We start from the raw sequence: 16,155 nt of genomic DNA on the forward strand, positions 1-16,155 counted from the left end.
TATAAAGGGATTAGTATAAGGGCTATACAGCGCGATAGATATCACCTTTACCAATACCTCATTCATGTATAACAACGTTTCATTCGATTTTCGTTAACTTGATGTTTTTGTTGAATTGACAGTAGATAAGGAGATCGCTACATGTATCCACCTAAATGGTATATCGGACTGGATGTCCAAGATCATGACATTCGCGCCCTTGCCGCTATTAAACGCCGTGACGGTTGGCAACTTCGGCATTGCTGGCAATATCGCTTATCCAGCGAGACTATTTCAGGAGGACGGTTACAAGATCCTGAAAAATTACTTCACATTTTAATCCAATGGCGAAAAATATTACCCAAGAATCTTAGTCTAAGATTCGCCCTGCCTGTTCAACAAACTTTGCAGAAACAAATTGCCTTACCTGGTCAAACTGCCTTGCAGGAACCGGAACTTGGCTGGTTTGTACATGCCAGTGCTGGAAAACAATTTCCTGTCAGCGATCTGGCGCTGGATTATCGTGTTCATGGTCAGCAGATTTGCATTAGCGCAACCCGTCAAAAAGACCTCAATCTCTGGCTGAACCTGTTCTCAGAGATCAATTTATCCCTTGATGCTATTGATATTGCACCTTGTGCACTGCGTTATGCCGCCAAACTGGCGGGCGTACCTGACGACAGTTGGTTAGTTCACAAACGTATGACAGACTGGCTATGGGTCGCCCCTGCCGACCGACCTTTCAGCTATGGTTTGATAGCGGCACAACCGGATCGCCATCTGGTTCAGGTCATCAATCAACTCCCCATAACCCCAGAAACAGAAAGTTATACCCTTTATTACAGTGATGAAGCGCAACCGACATCAATCAAAGCGATATCAGTAAAAACAACATCAACACCGACATTAACATCCGTATCAACAGAATCGGCTAATGAATCGGCTAATAGCTGGCAACTCTTGATGGCGTTTCGCCATTATCATCCCCCGCTACCAGACAAAATGAATGCGTTTATCATTGCCGCTGGTTTAGCGCTCAGGCCGAGTGATCAATGATGTATCAGGTCAACTTCTTACCTTGGCGGCAGAAAAAGCTGAAACGCCGGTCTCGAATATGGGGAGCACTGCTTTGCTTACAACTGATATTGTGGGCAACAGTATTGGTATTTATTTCCACGCTACAAACCAACCAGATTAGACAATATCGCGGACAATTAACGGAGATCACTCACCAATCGGCTCAATTACAACAAGCAATCAGAACAGCAGACCACGCGGTGCAACAACATCATCAATTGTCACAACAATTACGGAAAAAACGCATATTCATGGAACAGAATCAACGCTATTTACAGCTATTTCGTCAACTTCCCCATTTGTTACCTGAGAACAGTTGGCTGACTGCATTTAGTGACGACAGTGGGCAATTAATTTTTACTGCCCGCAGTCAGGACTATACGGATATCTCAGATTTGTTGGATAGCCTGACTGACGATACTTCGCTTATCAATGTGCAACTGAAAAAAATGATCACGACGGAAGATCATTTCAAGGTTTTTACCATTGATGCCAATTGGTTGATGGGAGAGCCAGATGAGAAATAATTACCTTGAATGGTTTTATCGGCCGGTCTGGCAACAGCTTACCTTGCAGCAATTACTCATCATTTTACTGCTGTTGGGATTCTACTTTTTGGTTTGGCAGAAAAATCGGCATGAAATCCATGCCCTCCAGAGCAATATTAAGCAGCAACAACACAACACGATACTATTTCAACAAAAGCTTGCTGAACTGCCATCCCTGCCTGAAACTCAGCAGCAGATTCGGCGCATGGCCGCAAACCTTGCTCAAAACAGTGACCTGTCACTCAGGAATACCTCCTCAGACAATATTCCTGCGCAAAATACGCCAATACTCAAACGCCTGCATATGCCACTGATCCGCTCTGGCAGTCAGCTCATGGAGTGGAAAAGCCATAAAGAAAACGAACAAGTTTTCTGGCATATCCGACTGTCACTCAATTATGGCCAATTTCTCCATTTCTTGCGTGAAATTCAAAAACTGCAACCCCCGTTACTGATTAAGCACATCGCGATTACGCCTGTTGATACACCTGCCGACGACAATCTGACGGTTCGCATGGTTTTTTCAGATGTCGCTTTGTCAGATACCACCTTACCCAATATTTCACTGCCTGATCCTGCCGATAAGGAGAAATCATGAACCGCCATCCTTTGATTCTCCTAAGCTGTCTCTTACTGCTTTTATTACCTCTATTGGGTTTTGCCGGAGGAACGTTTACCGAAAAAGCGGTTACCGAAGAAGAATCCAATTTCGACATGCCGATAAGAGATCCGTTCCAGCCTCCCAAAGACCCGGTAGAATACGCAACGGAATTTTCTCCCACAGAGCAAAATGAGCCAGAACCAGAGATCGAATATCAGGCAATGACCCTGCAATATGCCGATGCAGGGCAAATAGCCGAACAATTACAGAAAAATCGTCCCGCACTACTGACAAAATGGGGAAAAGTTGAACACGATCCCTTGACCAACAGCCTGATTTTGGAAGATAAATTTGATGCCATTACCCGGATCAAAAACTGGCTGAAAGAAGTTGATACTCCGCAGCAACAAGTGCAGATTACGGCTCATATCGTGACCAGCAGCAAGGAAGCCCTGCATGAATTGGGGATTCACTGGGGAGTGAACGCTGACCCACATAATCAAGCTCTAGGATTAAACCGCTTAAATCTACATCAACCTGCCGGTAACCAGCGCCACAAGTTGGTACTGAATACCGCCCGCATTCATGCAAACTTGCTGGAGCTGGAACTCAGTGCATTGGAACAGGAAAGCCAGCTTGATATTATTGCCAGCCCACGGCTAACCGCCTCACACCAACAGACAGCCAGTATCAAGCAAGGTTCTGATATTCCTTATATTGTTCAGGACAAAGACAAAACCACCGTTCAATTTAAAGAGGCGGTATTGGGTATGGAAGTGACCCCTCATATTTTGCGGCAGGGGAAAATCCGGCTTGCGCTGAAAATCAGTCAGAATGCCCCCGGTTTTCCCATCAACCAAGGCGGAAATGAAAATCTGGCCATCGATAAACAAGAGATCATCACCCAAGTGACGATTAGAAATGGGGAAACGCTGATCCTTGGCGGGATCTTCCAACAGAAAAAAACCTCAAGTTTACAAAAAGTTCCTTACCTGTCAGACCTTCCCCTGTTGGGATCATTATTTAACCAAAAAGGAGAGCAACATAGCCGAAGGGAACTCGTAATTTTTATTACACCTCAACTGACTGATATTTAATCAAAACAAAAAATATCACATAAAAATCAAACTATTATTAACGATAATTGTATTTTTTCTGCCAGATCACTCACTGTTTTTCTTGGTCTGGCCTGTTTATGGATTTGACGCTGAGAGCAATTTAGCATACAAGGATTACCTAATTGAGTGAGCAGATCTAACATCACAAGCAGGAGCCTATATCCAATAGATTGCAAATTGCAGCACAACAGCGATTTGAAAGATGGAAGATAAATACAATAGGTTCTCAATCGGTCAGCAAAAGCATAAACCCAGTGATTCAAGTTCGTGCGAAATTTATATAGTTGCAATACAGGCTGATGTGCTGAGATAATTTTCCCATCTGATCTCACATTCTCACTCATGAGGTTTCAGTTTAGGTCCCGTGGCTAATCTGATTGGCGGGGCGGGTTATCATTAACAAACAGTCTTAGTAATACCAAAAACATGGCAGAGAAACGCAATATCTTTCTGGTTGGGCCTATGGGTGCCGGCAAAAGCACTATTGGTCGTCAGTTAGCTCAGCAACTCAATATGGAGTTTTACGACTCTGATCAAGAAATTGAGCGACGTACCGGAGCTGACGTGGGCTGGGTATTTGATGTGGAAGGCGAAGAAGGCTTCCGCGACCGCGAAGAAAAAATAATTAACGAACTGACTGAAAAACAAGGCATCGTATTGGCTACCGGAGGGGGTTCTGTTAAGTCGAAAGAAACCCGCAATCGCCTGTCTGCCCGTGGTGTGGTCGTCTATTTAGAAACAACCATCGAAAAACAGTTAGCTCGTACCCAGCGCGATAAAAAACGCCCTTTACTTCAAGTTGATGCACCAGCACGAGAAGTTTTAGAAAACTTGGCTGATGAGCGCAATCCTCTTTATGAGGAAATTGCTGACGTGACTATTCGCACGGATGAGCAAAGCGCCAAAGTCGTCGCTAACCAAATCATTGAACTACTGGAAAAAAACTGATTATATCGCGTCCGCACAGCGGCAAACGATAAGGCGAAAGCTGATATGGAACAAGTGACTGTTACGTTAGGTGAAAGAAGCTATCCAATTACCATAGCCAAAGGGCTATTTTCTGACAGTGAGGTATTCAAGCCCCTGCAAGCCGGTCAGCAGGTCATGATAGTGACCAATGAAACGCTTGCTCCCCTGTATCTTGAACAGGTGAAATCCACATTGCAGAGAATGGATCTTCGGGTAAATGAAGTTATCTTACCTGACGGTGAACAGCACAAATCACTTTTCGTGCTCAATGACATTTTTTCCGCCTTGTTGGAAAATAATCATGGTCGTGACACAACACTTATCGCCCTTGGTGGTGGTGTAATCGGTGATATGACGGGGTTTGCCGCGGCTAGCTATCAACGCGGCGTTCGTTTCATCCAACTACCCACCACACTGCTTTCTCAGGTTGACTCTTCCGTCGGTGGAAAAACAGGGGTCAACCACCCTCTCGGCAAAAACATGATAGGCGCTTTCTACCAGCCTGCCTCAGTTGTTGTCGATCTCAATTGTCTGAAAACATTACCGGTTCAAGAGTTGTATTCAGGTCTGGCTGAAGTCATTAAATACGGCATTATTCTGGATGGCGAGTTCTTTCACTGGCTTGAGGAAAATATTGAGAAATTACTGGCCCTCGACAGCCAAGCCATGGCCTATTGCATCCGTCGTTGCTGCGAACTTAAGGCGTTGGTTGTCGCGGCTGATGAGCAAGAGCGCAGTGGGATGCGTGCGCTGTTAAACCTCGGTCATACCTTTGGGCATGCGATTGAGGCTGAAATGGGTTATGGCGTCTGGCTGCATGGTCAAGCTGTTGCTGCGGGTATGGTGATGGCAGCCAGGGCATCCGAACGGGTCGGCACATTCTCAAAACAGGATACCCAACGTATCATTCACTTGCTGGAGCGGGCAAAATTACCGGTGAATGGCCCTGAAGCCATGTCCCCCGATGTCTATTTACCTCATATGATGCGTGACAAAAAAGTGTCTGCCGGAAAACTGCATCTGGTTCTGCCGACCGCGATCGGGGAAGCAAAACTTCGCTCTGATATCGGGAAAGAAGTGATATTGGATGCCATCCGTCTATGTCAGACATCAATATGATGAATTATTCTCTATCTGTTATGCTATAAAATAGCGACATTATTAAATAAAACATTATCGGTTTTAGTTAGGTCAGACTGCCAAACCGCTTAAATAACAATTGGCAGTTCTATCTCTGTTGAGTGGCTCTGTCGGGAGGGTATATGGACGAATTAAAATCAGAAAACAAACAAAAAACAGAAAATGAATTAAAGCCGGATACTTCTGATCGCAGCCCTCAGCGCTCCAGAAGTCCCTTCAATCAATCTAAATTCGCCATCTCCCGCCAGCAAATGATGATCGGTATTGGCATTCTGGTGCTTTTGCTTCTAATTATTGCTATCAGTTCCGCATTAAAATCACCCACTGAGCATGAAAAACAGCAATCTTCAAATGCAGCAGAAAAGAGTATCGACCTGTCTGGCTCTTCTTCACTTTCTTCCAATCCCTCTGACGGTGAACAAGAAAAACCGTCAGAACCGACAACGCATGGCGCTCCTCGTGAAATTAGTCCGCCCCCCATTAGCAGCACCCCAAGCAAAGATCTTCCCCCTGCAACCGGAACAGGCGGCTATAACCAGCGCATAGAGTTACCCGGCGATATTACTGATGCTTTGAATCAACAGCAAAGTCAGATTAATCATTCGGTGCAAAACAATCTGACGCAACCGCAGGTTAAACCCACTGAACCGACGGTAACGCCACCTTCTGGGCAAAATAAACCGGAACAGGTTGCACCGTCAAAAGTTACACCACCGAAAATAGAAAAACCCAAAACAGAGAATAAGAGTAGAGAAGATAATCACGCCAAAACAACGACTAACACAACGAATAGTCGTCATACCGATAGAAAGGGTGCCGCTGATACTGGTGGTGATCTGCTGAAAGCATCTGCAAATCGATTCACACTACAATTGAGTAGTGCCAGCCGTTCTGATACCTTAACCGCTTTCGCGAAAAAAAATAACCTTGCTAATTACAAGGTTTATGAAACCAAACGCGATAGTAAACCTTGGTTTATCTTGATCCACGGTAATTATGGTTCTGTTTCTGAGGCTAAAAGCGCCATTTCCTCACTGCCGGCAGAAGTTCAGGCCAAAAAACCTTGGGTCAGAAAACTACAACAAGTTCAGCAAGATCTGAAAAAATAAAACTATTTTGATTAGGCGCTGATATGCTGTCCTAAACAGAGTACAATCTGCGGCTCTGAAATTATTGAATAACTATTTGACGGCATGAAAAAAAAACGCGCTTTCTTAAAATGGGCCGGTGGAAAATATCCCTTGGTAGATGATATTAAACGTCATCTGCCAGAGGGCGATTGCTTGATTGAGCCATTTGTTGGCGCAGGCTCGGTATTTCTCAATACCGATTATGATTCTTACATTTTGTCAGATATCAATAACGATCTGATCAATCTGTACAATGCCGTAAAATCTCGGGCGGATGAATTCATTACTCATGTCCGTCCATTATTCTCACCGGAGTTCAACACTGCCGAAAACTTCTATCGCCTGAGGGAAGAGTTCAACAAAAGCAAAGATCCCTTTCGTCGCAGTATGCTGTTTCTTTACCTGAACCGTCACTGCTATAACGGTCTTTGTCGCTATAATTCACGCGGTGAGTTTAACGTTCCTTTCGGGCGTTATAAAAAACCTTATTTTCCTCAAGATGAACTTTACTGGTTTGCAGAAAAGTCCCAAAAAGCCACTTTTGTCTGCCAGCATTACGAAATCGCATTGAACAATGCCTCAAAGGGGTCGGTAGTTTATTGTGATCCCCCGTATGCCCCGCTTTCGGCCACAGCTAATTTTACCGCCTACCATACAAATAGTTTTAACCTTCTCGATCAGGAAAATCTGGCGAATATCGCCTATCATCTCTCGTCGCAAAAAGGTATTCCAGTGCTCATCTCCAACCATGACACGCCAATGACACGGGAATGGTACTATCAGGCTTCCCTTTACATTGTTAAGGCCCGCCGGACAATCAGTAGAAATATTCTTGCCCGAAGTAAAGTTGATGAGCTTTTGGCGTTATACTGCCAGAAGTGATTGAGGTTTCTGGCCCCTGAAATAACGGGGATAAAACAATGAATTGGAGAAGATAACAATGAAGAAAGACTTTCTGATTGCCCCATCCATTCTATCCGCAGATTTTGCTCGCTTAGGTGAAGATACCGCCAAGGTTTTGGCAGCCGGTGCTGATGTTGTGCACTTTGATGTCATGGATAACCATTACGTGCCCAATTTGACGATTGGCCCGATGGTCTGTCAGGCTCTACGCGATTATGGCATCACTGCGCCCATTGATGTTCACCTCATGGTAAAACCGGTTGATCGCATTATTCCTGATTTTGCCAAGGCGGGTGCAACCTACATCACTTTCCATCCTGAAGCGAGTGAACATCTCGATCGCACATTGCAACTTATCAAGGAACATGGCTGTAAAGCGGGCTTGGTCTTCAATCCAGCAACCTCCCTTAGCCATCTTGATTACGTATTGGATAAACTGGATGTGATCCTGTTGATGTCCGTCAACCCTGGTTTCGGCGGCCAGTCTTTTATTCCAGAAACACTGAAAAAACTGCGTCAGGTACGCAAAATTATTGATGACAGCGGCTATGATATCCGTCTTGAAGTTGATGGCGGCATCAAGCCCAATAATATTGCTGAGGCTGCTCAGGCCGGTGCGGATATGTTCGTTGCCGGCTCCGCTATTTTCAGTCAGCCAGATTATAAAGCGGTTATTGATGAGATGCGCCGCGAATTATCGAAGACAGCATAATGAAAAATAACGTCGTAAAAGGGATTCGGGCCATTGCATTTGATTTGGATGGCACTCTGGTGGACAGTGCGGGCGGTCTGGCTGAGGCTTTGGATCAAGCCCTGAATACCAAAGGCTTACCCGCTGCGGGTAAAGAACGCGTTGCTGTCTGGATTGGCAACGGCGCTGATGTCATGGTTGAACGTGCATTAACGTGGGCGGGGGCAGAACTGTCTCCCGAATTGCATAATGAAACACGCAAGCTGTTTGATAAATATTATGAAACCAGCGTAACCACGGGCAGCCAACTGTTTCCTCACGTCAAAGAGACTTTAGCAGAACTGGCAAAATACCCTTTGCCAATGGCGATTGTGACAAATAAACCAACCCCCTTTGTTGCGCCATTGCTGGAATCATTAGGTATCAGTGAATACTTTTCATTGGTACTGGGCGGTGACGATGTTAAAGAGAAAAAGCCTCATCCCGCACCACTTTATCTAACAATGGGGATGTTTGGTCTGCATAAAGAAGAATTGCTTTTTGTTGGTGATTCCCGTAATGATATTTTGGCAGCACAAGCCGCGGGTTGCCCTTGTGTTGGCTTAACCTATGGATATAACTACGGAGAATCGATAGCATTGAGCCAGCCAAATTATGTATTGGACCATTTTTCGGATTTACTCCCAACTATTGGGCTATCCACTTTGGAACCCTTATCTACTCTGAAAATACAGGACGCTTAATAAAATGAATGAACCCACTGTCATGAAACCAAACTCCCAAAAACCTATTGTATTCAGCGGCGCACAACCCTCCGGTGAATTAACCATCGGTAACTATATGGGGGCGTTACGCCAGTGGGTTCAAATGCAAGATGAATATGATTGCATCTACTGCATCGTTAACCAGCATGCTATGACTGTGCGTCAAGATCCCAATGAGCTGAAAAACCGCACACTGGATACGCTGGCACTTTATCTTGCCTGTGGCATTGATCCAAAGAAAAGCACTATTTTCGTTCAGTCGCATGTCCCACAACATGCCCAGTTGAGCTGGGTGCTGAACTGCTATACTTACTTTGGTGAACTTAGCCGTATGACTCAGTTCAAGGATAAATCAGCCCGTTATGCAGAAAATATCAATGCCGGTTTGTTTGATTATCCGGTCTTAATGGCTGCTGACATTTTGCTTTATCAGGCCAACCAGATCCCTGTAGGCATTGACCAGAAACAACATCTTGAATTGACCCGTGATTTGGCACTGCGTTTTAACGCTTTATACGGTGATATTTTCACGGTTCCAGAGCCATTCATTCCACAAGGCGGCGCCCGCGTGATGGCATTGCAAGATCCGAATAAGAAAATGTCGAAATCGGATGATAACCGCAATAACCTGATTGCCCTGTTGGAAGATCCTAAATCTGTCGTCAAGAAAATCAAACGCGCAGTTACCGATTCTGATGAACCGCCTCGTGTACGTTATGATCTGGAAAACAAACCCGGTGTTTCCAATTTGTTGGATATTCTTGCTGGTGTAACCGGTAAAACAATCCCTGAATTAGAGGCTGAGTTTGAAGGTAAAATGTACGGCCATTTGAAAGGCGCTGTTGCAGATGCTGTAAGTGAAATGCTGACTGGCTTACAGGAACGTTTCCACCATTTCCGTAATGATGAAGCATTACTGAACCAAATCATGGCAGACGGGGCAGCTAAAGCCCAGGCTCGTGCTCAGGCAACGTTGGATAAGGTTTATGAAGCGGTAGGGTTTATCGCTCATCCATAACTATTTATTCTTATGTGAATGCCAAAGGGTATTAATTTATTCTTTGGCATTATTTTTATTCCCAAATAAGCGACGATTAAAATCTTCAATTTTTCCATACAATATCCTTTTTTGCATTGTCAGATTCCAACTTGCAGACAATCCAGCAGCCCCCATTAAGCGACGATACAGCTCTTCATCAAAGGGGTTATGAAAAGCAATGGATAAGGCTTCCTTAACCGAAACATCACTATTGCGGCTTAACAATTTTATCGGTTCACCCGCACTGACCAACCCCGAAGAGATAACCCGGTATAACCAGCCACAACGACCATTATTTTGCATCATCGCAGCAAAATCACTGATATTTGTAACAAGATTGAGTTTATAACAAGGAGAACGCGGCTGAGTGACTTGAATCAAAGCTTCACCCCATCGGAAAATATCACCAATATAGACATTATCTTCTGTCAGACTTTCTGTGGATATATTTTCTCCAAACAGAGGGGATGCAAACAATTCGGTCAATTCAGGGAATTGCCTCCGCCAAAATAGGTAATGCTCTCTTGGATAATGACAAAGTGCCCGATCAGGCCCACCGTGAAAACGCGTTTCCGCTTGCTCATCCCCTTCCAGCCCAAGAGAGGTTAACTGTAAACGGCCATTCACCACCAGCTTATTGATCGCACTAAAACCCAGCGTTTCTGACGATAATATTTTGCCTCGATATACTTGTGGGTAATACATTTTTGTTTCCTCTCAATGAGCGGGTGAAGATGAGCCAGCATTCCCTTGGCATAATAGCCAAGATTACGCGCAATAAAAATGCTGGTCACAGCGATGACCAGCATTCTTGCGTAAACTCATTGAATGGATTACTTAATTTTTTCTTCGTAACGCCTTGCTGCTTCGTCCCAATTGACTACGTGCCAAAATGCTTTGATGTAATCAGGACGGCGATTCTGATATTTCAGGTAATAAGCATGTTCCCAGACATCCAGACCCACTATCGGGTAACCAGAGGCACCTGCGACTTCCTCACCCATAAGCGGGCTATCCTGGTTGGCGGTTGAAACAACAGCAAGCTTGCCATCTTCTTTCAGCACCAACCATGCCCAGCCAGAACCAAAGCGCGTTGCTGCTGCTTGCTCAAATTTTTCTTTGAAACTGTCAACACTGCCAAAATCACGCTCAATCGCAGCCTTTAAAGCACCATCCAATACTGTGCCTAATTTTAGCCCTTTCCAAAACAAGCTGTGGTTTGAGTGACCACCTGCGTTGTTGCGAACAAAAGTGCGTTTGTCGGCTGGAATTTTATCAAGCTGCTTGATCAGATCATCAATATCAAGTTTGCTTAATTCCGGGAAGGCTTCCAGAGCATTATTCGTGTTAGTGACATACGTCTGATGGTGTTTAGTATGATGAATTTCCATCGTTTGTTTATCGAAATGAGGCTCTAGTGCATCATAAGAGTAAGGTAGAGAAGGCAATGAATAGCTCATATCATATCTCCAGTTGTTTAGAATATATAAAGCTCACACCTTGTGAACGGCATGATTATTATAGTGAATTGAGCAATAATGAAAATGATTATCAATTCCATGATATCTCTATGGTTTCCTTTCATACCTTCACGTTTCACGCATTTGTTTAGATAAAAGTATCAATAAAAACAAAAATAATAAGATATTGATCCAGTTAAAATAATAAACTCACTACTTAGTCTTGCTGAAAGCAAAAGCATTAAATGATCATTCCGTGAAATTCATTCTCTTTATTGCGTGATCTTCCGCGCAAAAAAGAAACAAAAACTCTTCTTACACTTTAGTTAACCTTGTTTTGACATAGTATTAACAATTGCAAGGAGATAAAAATATGACTCAAATAATCAAGCATCTTATTCCTGCTGATATTGCAGATACGGCCCTGATAAACAAACAACAGTACCTGAAAGACTACCAATGGTCATTACAAGATCCAGAAGGCTTCTGGGGTGAGAAAGGTAAAATCGTTGATTGGATTAGGCCCTACACCAAGGTCAAAAATACTTCTTTTGATCCTGGGCATATCAGCATCCGCTGGTTTGAAGATGGCACACTGAACTTAAGTGCCAACTGTCTTGATCGTCATTTGCAAGAGCGTGGCGATCAAACGGCCATTATCTGGGAGGGCGATAATCCCGCAGAATCACGACATGTTACCTATCGAGAATTACATCACGACGTTTGCCAATTCGCCAATGTGTTGAAAAAATTGGGGATCAAAAAAGGCGATGTTGTTGCCATCTATATGCCCATGGTGCCAGAAGCGGCGGTTGCCATGTTGGCCTGTGCCCGTATCGGAGCGATCCATTCCGTGATTTTTGGTGGCTTCTCGCCTGATGCCATCGCTGGGCGGGTTATCGATTCCAATGCCAAGCTCGTGGTTACTGCGGATGAAGGTTTGCGGGCAGGCCGAACAATTCCATTGAAAAAAAATGTCGATGAGGCACTGAACAATCCAGACGTCACTGGCGTGACTAATGTAGTTGTTTTCAGGCGTACCGGAAATACTAAAAACTGGCATCACAGCCGGGACTTATGGTGGCATGAACTGATCGAGAGTGTTGATGACGAGTGCCCCGCCGAAGAGATAGGTGCCGAAGATCCCTTATTCATTCTTTATACTTCAGGCTCTACAGGTAAACCTAAAGGCGTCCTGCATACGACGGGCGGTTATCTGGTCTACGCATCTTTAACGTTTAAATACACGTTTGATTATCGCTCCGGTGAAATTTACTGGTGTACCGCCGACATCGGCTGGGTAACAGGGCATAGCTACCTGCTGTATGGGCCTCTGTCTTGTGGTGCCACAACATTGATGTTTGAAGGTGTGCCCAACTATCCTGATGTTAACCGTCTCTGTCAGGTCGTTGATAAGCATCAAGTTAATATTCTTTATACTGCACCAACCGCCATCAGAGCATTAATGGCCGAAGGGGATAAGGCCATAGAAGGGACTCAACGCACATCGTTGCGCATTATGGGATCGGTTGGTGAACCCATTAACCCAGAAGCATGGGAGTGGTACTACCGAAAAATAGGCAATAGTCAATGTCCTATCGTAGATACATGGTGGCAAACTGAAACGGGTGGGTTCATGATCACACCGTTGCCCGGAGCTACCGACCTTAAAGCCGGCTCCGCTACTCTGCCATTTTTTGGTATTAGTCCGGCCTTAGTGGATAATTCCGGGGAAATTTTGGCCGGAGAGAGTGAAGGTAACCTTGTTATCACGGATTCCTGGCCAGCACAGGCGCGAACTTTGTATGGCGACCATGAGCGTTTTGAGCAAACTTATTTTTCCACGTTCAAGGGAATGTATTTCAGTGGCGATGGCGCCCGGCGTGATGAAGATGGCTATTACTGGATCACTGGCCGCGTTGATGATGTCCTGAATATTTCAGGCCATCGTTTGGGTACCGCGGAAATTGAATCAGCCTTGGTCGCATACCCCAAAATCGCTGAAGCGGCTGTTGTTGGCATCCCTCATCATATTAAAGGGCAAGCTATTTACGCCTATGTCACGCTAATTCATGGTGAAGAGCCTTCCCCTGAACTTTATACCGAGGTTAGAAACTGGGTTCGTAAAGAAATCGGCCCCATTGCAACCCCCGATATTCTGCATTGGACAGACTCTCTGCCCAAAACGCGTTCCGGAAAGATCATGCGGCGTATTTTGCGCAAAATTGCTTCTGGTGATACCAGCAACTTAGGAGATACCTCCACGTTGGCCGATCCGGCTGTTGTTGAAAAACTGCTGGAAGAAAAACAATCTATCAACATGTCGTAAACCATTTCGTAAAACATAAGGGCCGCCGCAAGGCGGCTTGGCTTAGATAACGTAGCACCAACAAAAGGACAAGCCGTGCAAGGATGATGTGACTGATAGTGTGCCGTTTAAAACTAACACGGAGATACTCCAATGAGTGACGACATTTATCAAGAGATTGAAAATAATCCCCGCTTTAAGGAGTTAGTTAAGAAGCGAGGACGTTTTGCCTGGCTGTTATCTATCATCATGTTATTGATTTATGTTGGTTTTATTTTCCTGATTGCTTTTGATCCTGAATGGCTTGGCACACCACTTTATGAAAACACCAGTATGACGAGAGGGATCCCCGTCGGGATCGGGATCATCTTTATCTCTTTCATACTGACAGGGATCTATGTAATCAGGGCGAATAGTGAGTTTGATCGTCTGACATCAACGATTCTCAACGAGGTGAGAAAATGAAAAAAATCGTATTGTTAGCAATACCTCTATTTTCCTCCCTCTTTCCTCTCCTGGCTCAAGCTGATGCCCTTTCTGGTAATGTAGAAAAACAACCCTTGAATATTCAGGCAATTATCATGTTCCTGTTATTCGTTGGGTTAACGCTTGGTATCACTTATTGGGCTTCCAAGCGGACTATTTCACGCTCAGATTATTATACCGCTGGCGGGCGTATCACTGGATTCCAGAATGGTATGGCGATAGCAGGTGACTATATGTCAGCAGCCTCTTTTCTGGGAATTTCAGCGTTAGTTTATACCTCTGGCTATGATGGACTAATCTACTCCATTGGCTTCCTCGTTGGCTGGCCAATTATTCTGTTCCTTATTGCCGAAAGATTAAGAAACTTAGGGCGTTACACCTTTGCAGATGTCGCTTCTTATCGGCTGAGGCAGCGCCCCATCCGTACCTTATCCGCAATGGGTTCATTGGTTGTTGTTGCATTATATTTAATCGCCCAGATGGTTGGAGCAGGGAAACTTATCGAGTTGCTATTCGGACTGAATTATTACATCGCTGTTGTTTTGGTCGGTATCTTGATGGTGCTTTATGTCTTGTTTGGTGGAATGCTGGCGACGACATGGGTTCAGATTATTAAAGCGGTTCTGTTGCTGGCCGGGGCAACATTCATGGCCCTGATGGTCATGAAAGCCGTCAATTTCAATTTTGATACCCTGTTTAAAGAAGCCATTGCGGTGCACTCTCTAGGGCCTGCCATCATGAGTCCTGGGGGATTGGTCTCTGATCCTATCTCTGCACTCTCTTTAGGATTGGCATTGATGTTCGGTACTGCGGGATTGCCACATATTATCATGCGGTTTTTTACTGTCAGTGATGCTAAAGAAGCCCGTAAAAGTGTTTTCTATGCAACTGGCTTTATCGGTTATTTTTATATCCTGACGTTTATTATCGGATTCGGGGCAATTTTACTGGTCAGCGCCAATCCTTCATTCAAAGATGCAACTGGGGCATTAATTGGTGGTACCAATATGGCTGCCGTCCATCTGGCAAATGCTGTTGGCGGTGATTTTTTCCTTGGCTTTATCTCGGCTGTTGCTTTTGCCACTATTTTGGCTGTGGTCGCGGGGTTGACACTAGCAGGCGCTTCCGCCGTATCTCATGACCTCTATGCTAATGTGATTAAACAGGGGCAAGCTAATGAGCAAGATGAACTAAAAGTTTCCAAAATCACCGTTGTTATTTTGGGATTAGTTGCTATTGGTTTAGGCATTTTGTTCGAAAAGCAAAATATTGCCTTTATGGTCGGTTTGGCTTTCTCCATTGCTGCAAGTTGTAATTTCCCTATTATTTTATTATCAATGTACTGGAGCAAGCTGACTACACGTGGAGCGTTGGTTGGTGGATGGTTAGGGTTACTGACAGCGGTTATATTAATGATCCTGGGGCCTACGATTTGGGTCAGCATTCTTGGTCATGAGAAGCCCATTTATCCTTATGAGTATCCGGCCCTGTTTTCTATGTTTATCGCATTTATCGGAGCCTGGTTAGTCTCGATTACGGATACATCGGAGCAAGGAACACGGGAAAAGGCACTGTTTCGTGGTCAGTTTATTCGTTCACAAACGGGTATTGGAATCGAACAAGGGAAAGCGCATTAACTTATAGTTAATTATTTCGATTTTGTCCCAAACGCAAAAAAGCCATCCGGTGACGGACGGCTTTTTTGGCTAAAGTGATGTCTGGCAGTGCCCTACTCTCGCATGGGGAGGCCCCACACTACCATCGGCGCAACGGTGTTTCACTGCTGAGTTCGGCATGGGGTCAGGTGGGACCACCGCGCTATTGCCGCCAGACAAATCCTGTTTTCAATCCCGAACAAGCTGTTAAATTTTTATTTGAAACTTTTCGTCTTTCTCTCAATCACCCCAAAACACCTTCGGTGTTGTCAGGTTAAGCCGCACGG

The 16,155-nt window shown here is 44.7% G+C and carries 16 protein-coding genes and 1 rRNA gene; 14 read left to right on the forward strand and 3 right to left on the reverse strand.

Annotated elements, in window-relative coordinates; all coding sequences use genetic code 11:
* Positions 1-141: 141 nt before the first annotated feature.
* The 11 genes from pilM (at position 142) to trpS (ending at position 9,938) form a co-directional block, all read left to right on the forward strand.
* On the forward strand, positions 142-1,035 hold the full coding sequence (pilM, locus tag PSI15_RS07990) for a pilus assembly protein PilM (RefSeq protein WP_273583061.1): 894 nt from the start codon (positions 142-144) through the stop codon (positions 1,033-1,035).
* The gene (locus tag PSI15_RS07995) at positions 1,032-1,583 is read left to right on the forward strand and encodes a PilN domain-containing protein (RefSeq protein ID WP_273583062.1); all 552 of its coding nucleotides are present in this window, start codon (positions 1,032-1,034) and stop codon (positions 1,581-1,583) included. The genes pilM and PSI15_RS07995 overlap by 4 nt, the downstream gene beginning before the upstream one ends.
* Positions 1,573-2,202, forward strand: coding sequence for a hypothetical protein (locus tag PSI15_RS08000; protein ID WP_273583063.1), 630 nt, complete (start codon positions 1,573-1,575; stop codon positions 2,200-2,202). Before PSI15_RS07995 ends, PSI15_RS08000 begins: the two co-directional genes overlap by 11 nt.
* A complete protein-coding gene (locus PSI15_RS08005) occupies positions 2,199-3,302 on the forward strand; it encodes a secretin N-terminal domain-containing protein (protein WP_273583064.1) in 1,104 nt (367 codons plus the stop codon). The genes PSI15_RS08000 and PSI15_RS08005 overlap by 4 nt, the downstream gene beginning before the upstream one ends.
* A 447-nt stretch (positions 3,303-3,749) precedes the next feature.
* On the forward strand, positions 3,750-4,271 hold the full coding sequence (aroK, locus tag PSI15_RS08010) for a shikimate kinase AroK (RefSeq protein WP_038237472.1): 522 nt from the start codon (positions 3,750-3,752) through the stop codon (positions 4,269-4,271).
* Between the two features lie 45 nt (positions 4,272-4,316).
* Positions 4,317-5,411 (forward strand): 3-dehydroquinate synthase, encoded by a 1,095-nt coding sequence (aroB, locus tag PSI15_RS08015; protein ID WP_273583065.1) that lies wholly within the window; start codon positions 4,317-4,319, stop codon positions 5,409-5,411.
* A 143-nt stretch (positions 5,412-5,554) separates the two neighbouring features.
* Positions 5,555-6,541 (forward strand): SPOR domain-containing protein, encoded by a 987-nt coding sequence (locus PSI15_RS08020; RefSeq protein WP_273583066.1) that lies wholly within the window; start codon positions 5,555-5,557, stop codon positions 6,539-6,541.
* An 84-nt stretch (positions 6,542-6,625) separates the two neighbouring features.
* Positions 6,626-7,444, forward strand: coding sequence for an adenine-specific DNA-methyltransferase (gene dam, locus PSI15_RS08025; RefSeq protein WP_273583067.1), 819 nt, complete (start codon positions 6,626-6,628; stop codon positions 7,442-7,444).
* Between the two features lie 58 nt (positions 7,445-7,502).
* Positions 7,503-8,177 carry a ribulose-phosphate 3-epimerase gene (gene rpe / locus PSI15_RS08030; RefSeq protein ID WP_273583068.1) on the forward strand — a complete coding sequence of 225 codons (675 nt, stop codon included), beginning with the start codon at positions 7,503-7,505 and terminating at the stop codon, positions 8,175-8,177.
* Complete coding sequence (locus tag PSI15_RS08035; RefSeq protein ID WP_273583069.1) at positions 8,177-8,899, forward strand: phosphoglycolate phosphatase; 723 nt, start codon at positions 8,177-8,179, stop codon at positions 8,897-8,899. The genes rpe and PSI15_RS08035 overlap by 1 nt, the downstream gene beginning before the upstream one ends.
* Before the next feature lie 4 nt (positions 8,900-8,903).
* Positions 8,904-9,938, forward strand: a complete 1,035-nt coding sequence (gene trpS, locus PSI15_RS08040) for a tryptophan--tRNA ligase (protein WP_273583070.1) — start codon at positions 8,904-8,906, stop codon at positions 9,936-9,938.
* A gap of 36 nt (positions 9,939-9,974) precedes the next feature.
* On the opposite strand, the gene yiiM is transcribed toward trpS, so the two are convergent.
* Positions 9,975-10,664 carry a 6-hydroxyaminopurine reductase gene (yiiM, locus tag PSI15_RS08045; RefSeq protein WP_273583071.1) on the reverse strand — a complete coding sequence of 230 codons (690 nt, stop codon included), beginning with the start codon at positions 10,662-10,664 and terminating at the stop codon, positions 9,975-9,977.
* Between the two features lie 128 nt (positions 10,665-10,792).
* Positions 10,793-11,419, reverse strand: a complete 627-nt coding sequence (sodA, locus tag PSI15_RS08050) for a superoxide dismutase [Mn] (RefSeq protein WP_273583072.1) — start codon at positions 11,417-11,419, stop codon at positions 10,793-10,795.
* Positions 11,420-11,792: 373 nt separating this feature from the next.
* Here sodA and acs point away from each other — a divergent pair, with 373 nt between their 5' ends.
* The 3 genes from acs to actP all read left to right on the forward strand — a co-directional run bounded on the left by acs (position 11,793) and on the right by actP (position 15,850).
* A complete protein-coding gene (gene acs / locus PSI15_RS08055) occupies positions 11,793-13,748 on the forward strand; it encodes an acetate--CoA ligase (RefSeq protein ID WP_273583073.1) in 1,956 nt (651 codons plus the stop codon).
* Positions 13,749-13,880: 132 nt separating this feature from the next.
* A complete protein-coding gene (locus PSI15_RS08060) occupies positions 13,881-14,192 on the forward strand; it encodes a DUF485 domain-containing protein (RefSeq protein ID WP_273583074.1) in 312 nt (103 codons plus the stop codon).
* On the forward strand, positions 14,189-15,850 hold the full coding sequence (gene actP / locus PSI15_RS08065; RefSeq protein ID WP_273583075.1) for a cation/acetate symporter ActP: 1,662 nt from the start codon (positions 14,189-14,191) through the stop codon (positions 15,848-15,850). The genes PSI15_RS08060 and actP overlap by 4 nt, the downstream gene beginning before the upstream one ends.
* A 79-nt stretch (positions 15,851-15,929) precedes the next feature.
* On the opposite strand, the gene rrf is transcribed toward actP, so the two are convergent.
* A 5S ribosomal RNA gene (gene rrf / locus PSI15_RS08070) occupies positions 15,930-16,045 on the reverse strand.
* Positions 16,046-16,155 lie beyond the last annotated feature (110 nt).

It is taken from the genome of Xenorhabdus sp. PR6a (assembly GCF_028599065.1).
In the GTDB taxonomy this organism is placed as follows: Bacteria; Pseudomonadota; Gammaproteobacteria; order Enterobacterales; family Enterobacteriaceae; genus Xenorhabdus; species Xenorhabdus doucetiae.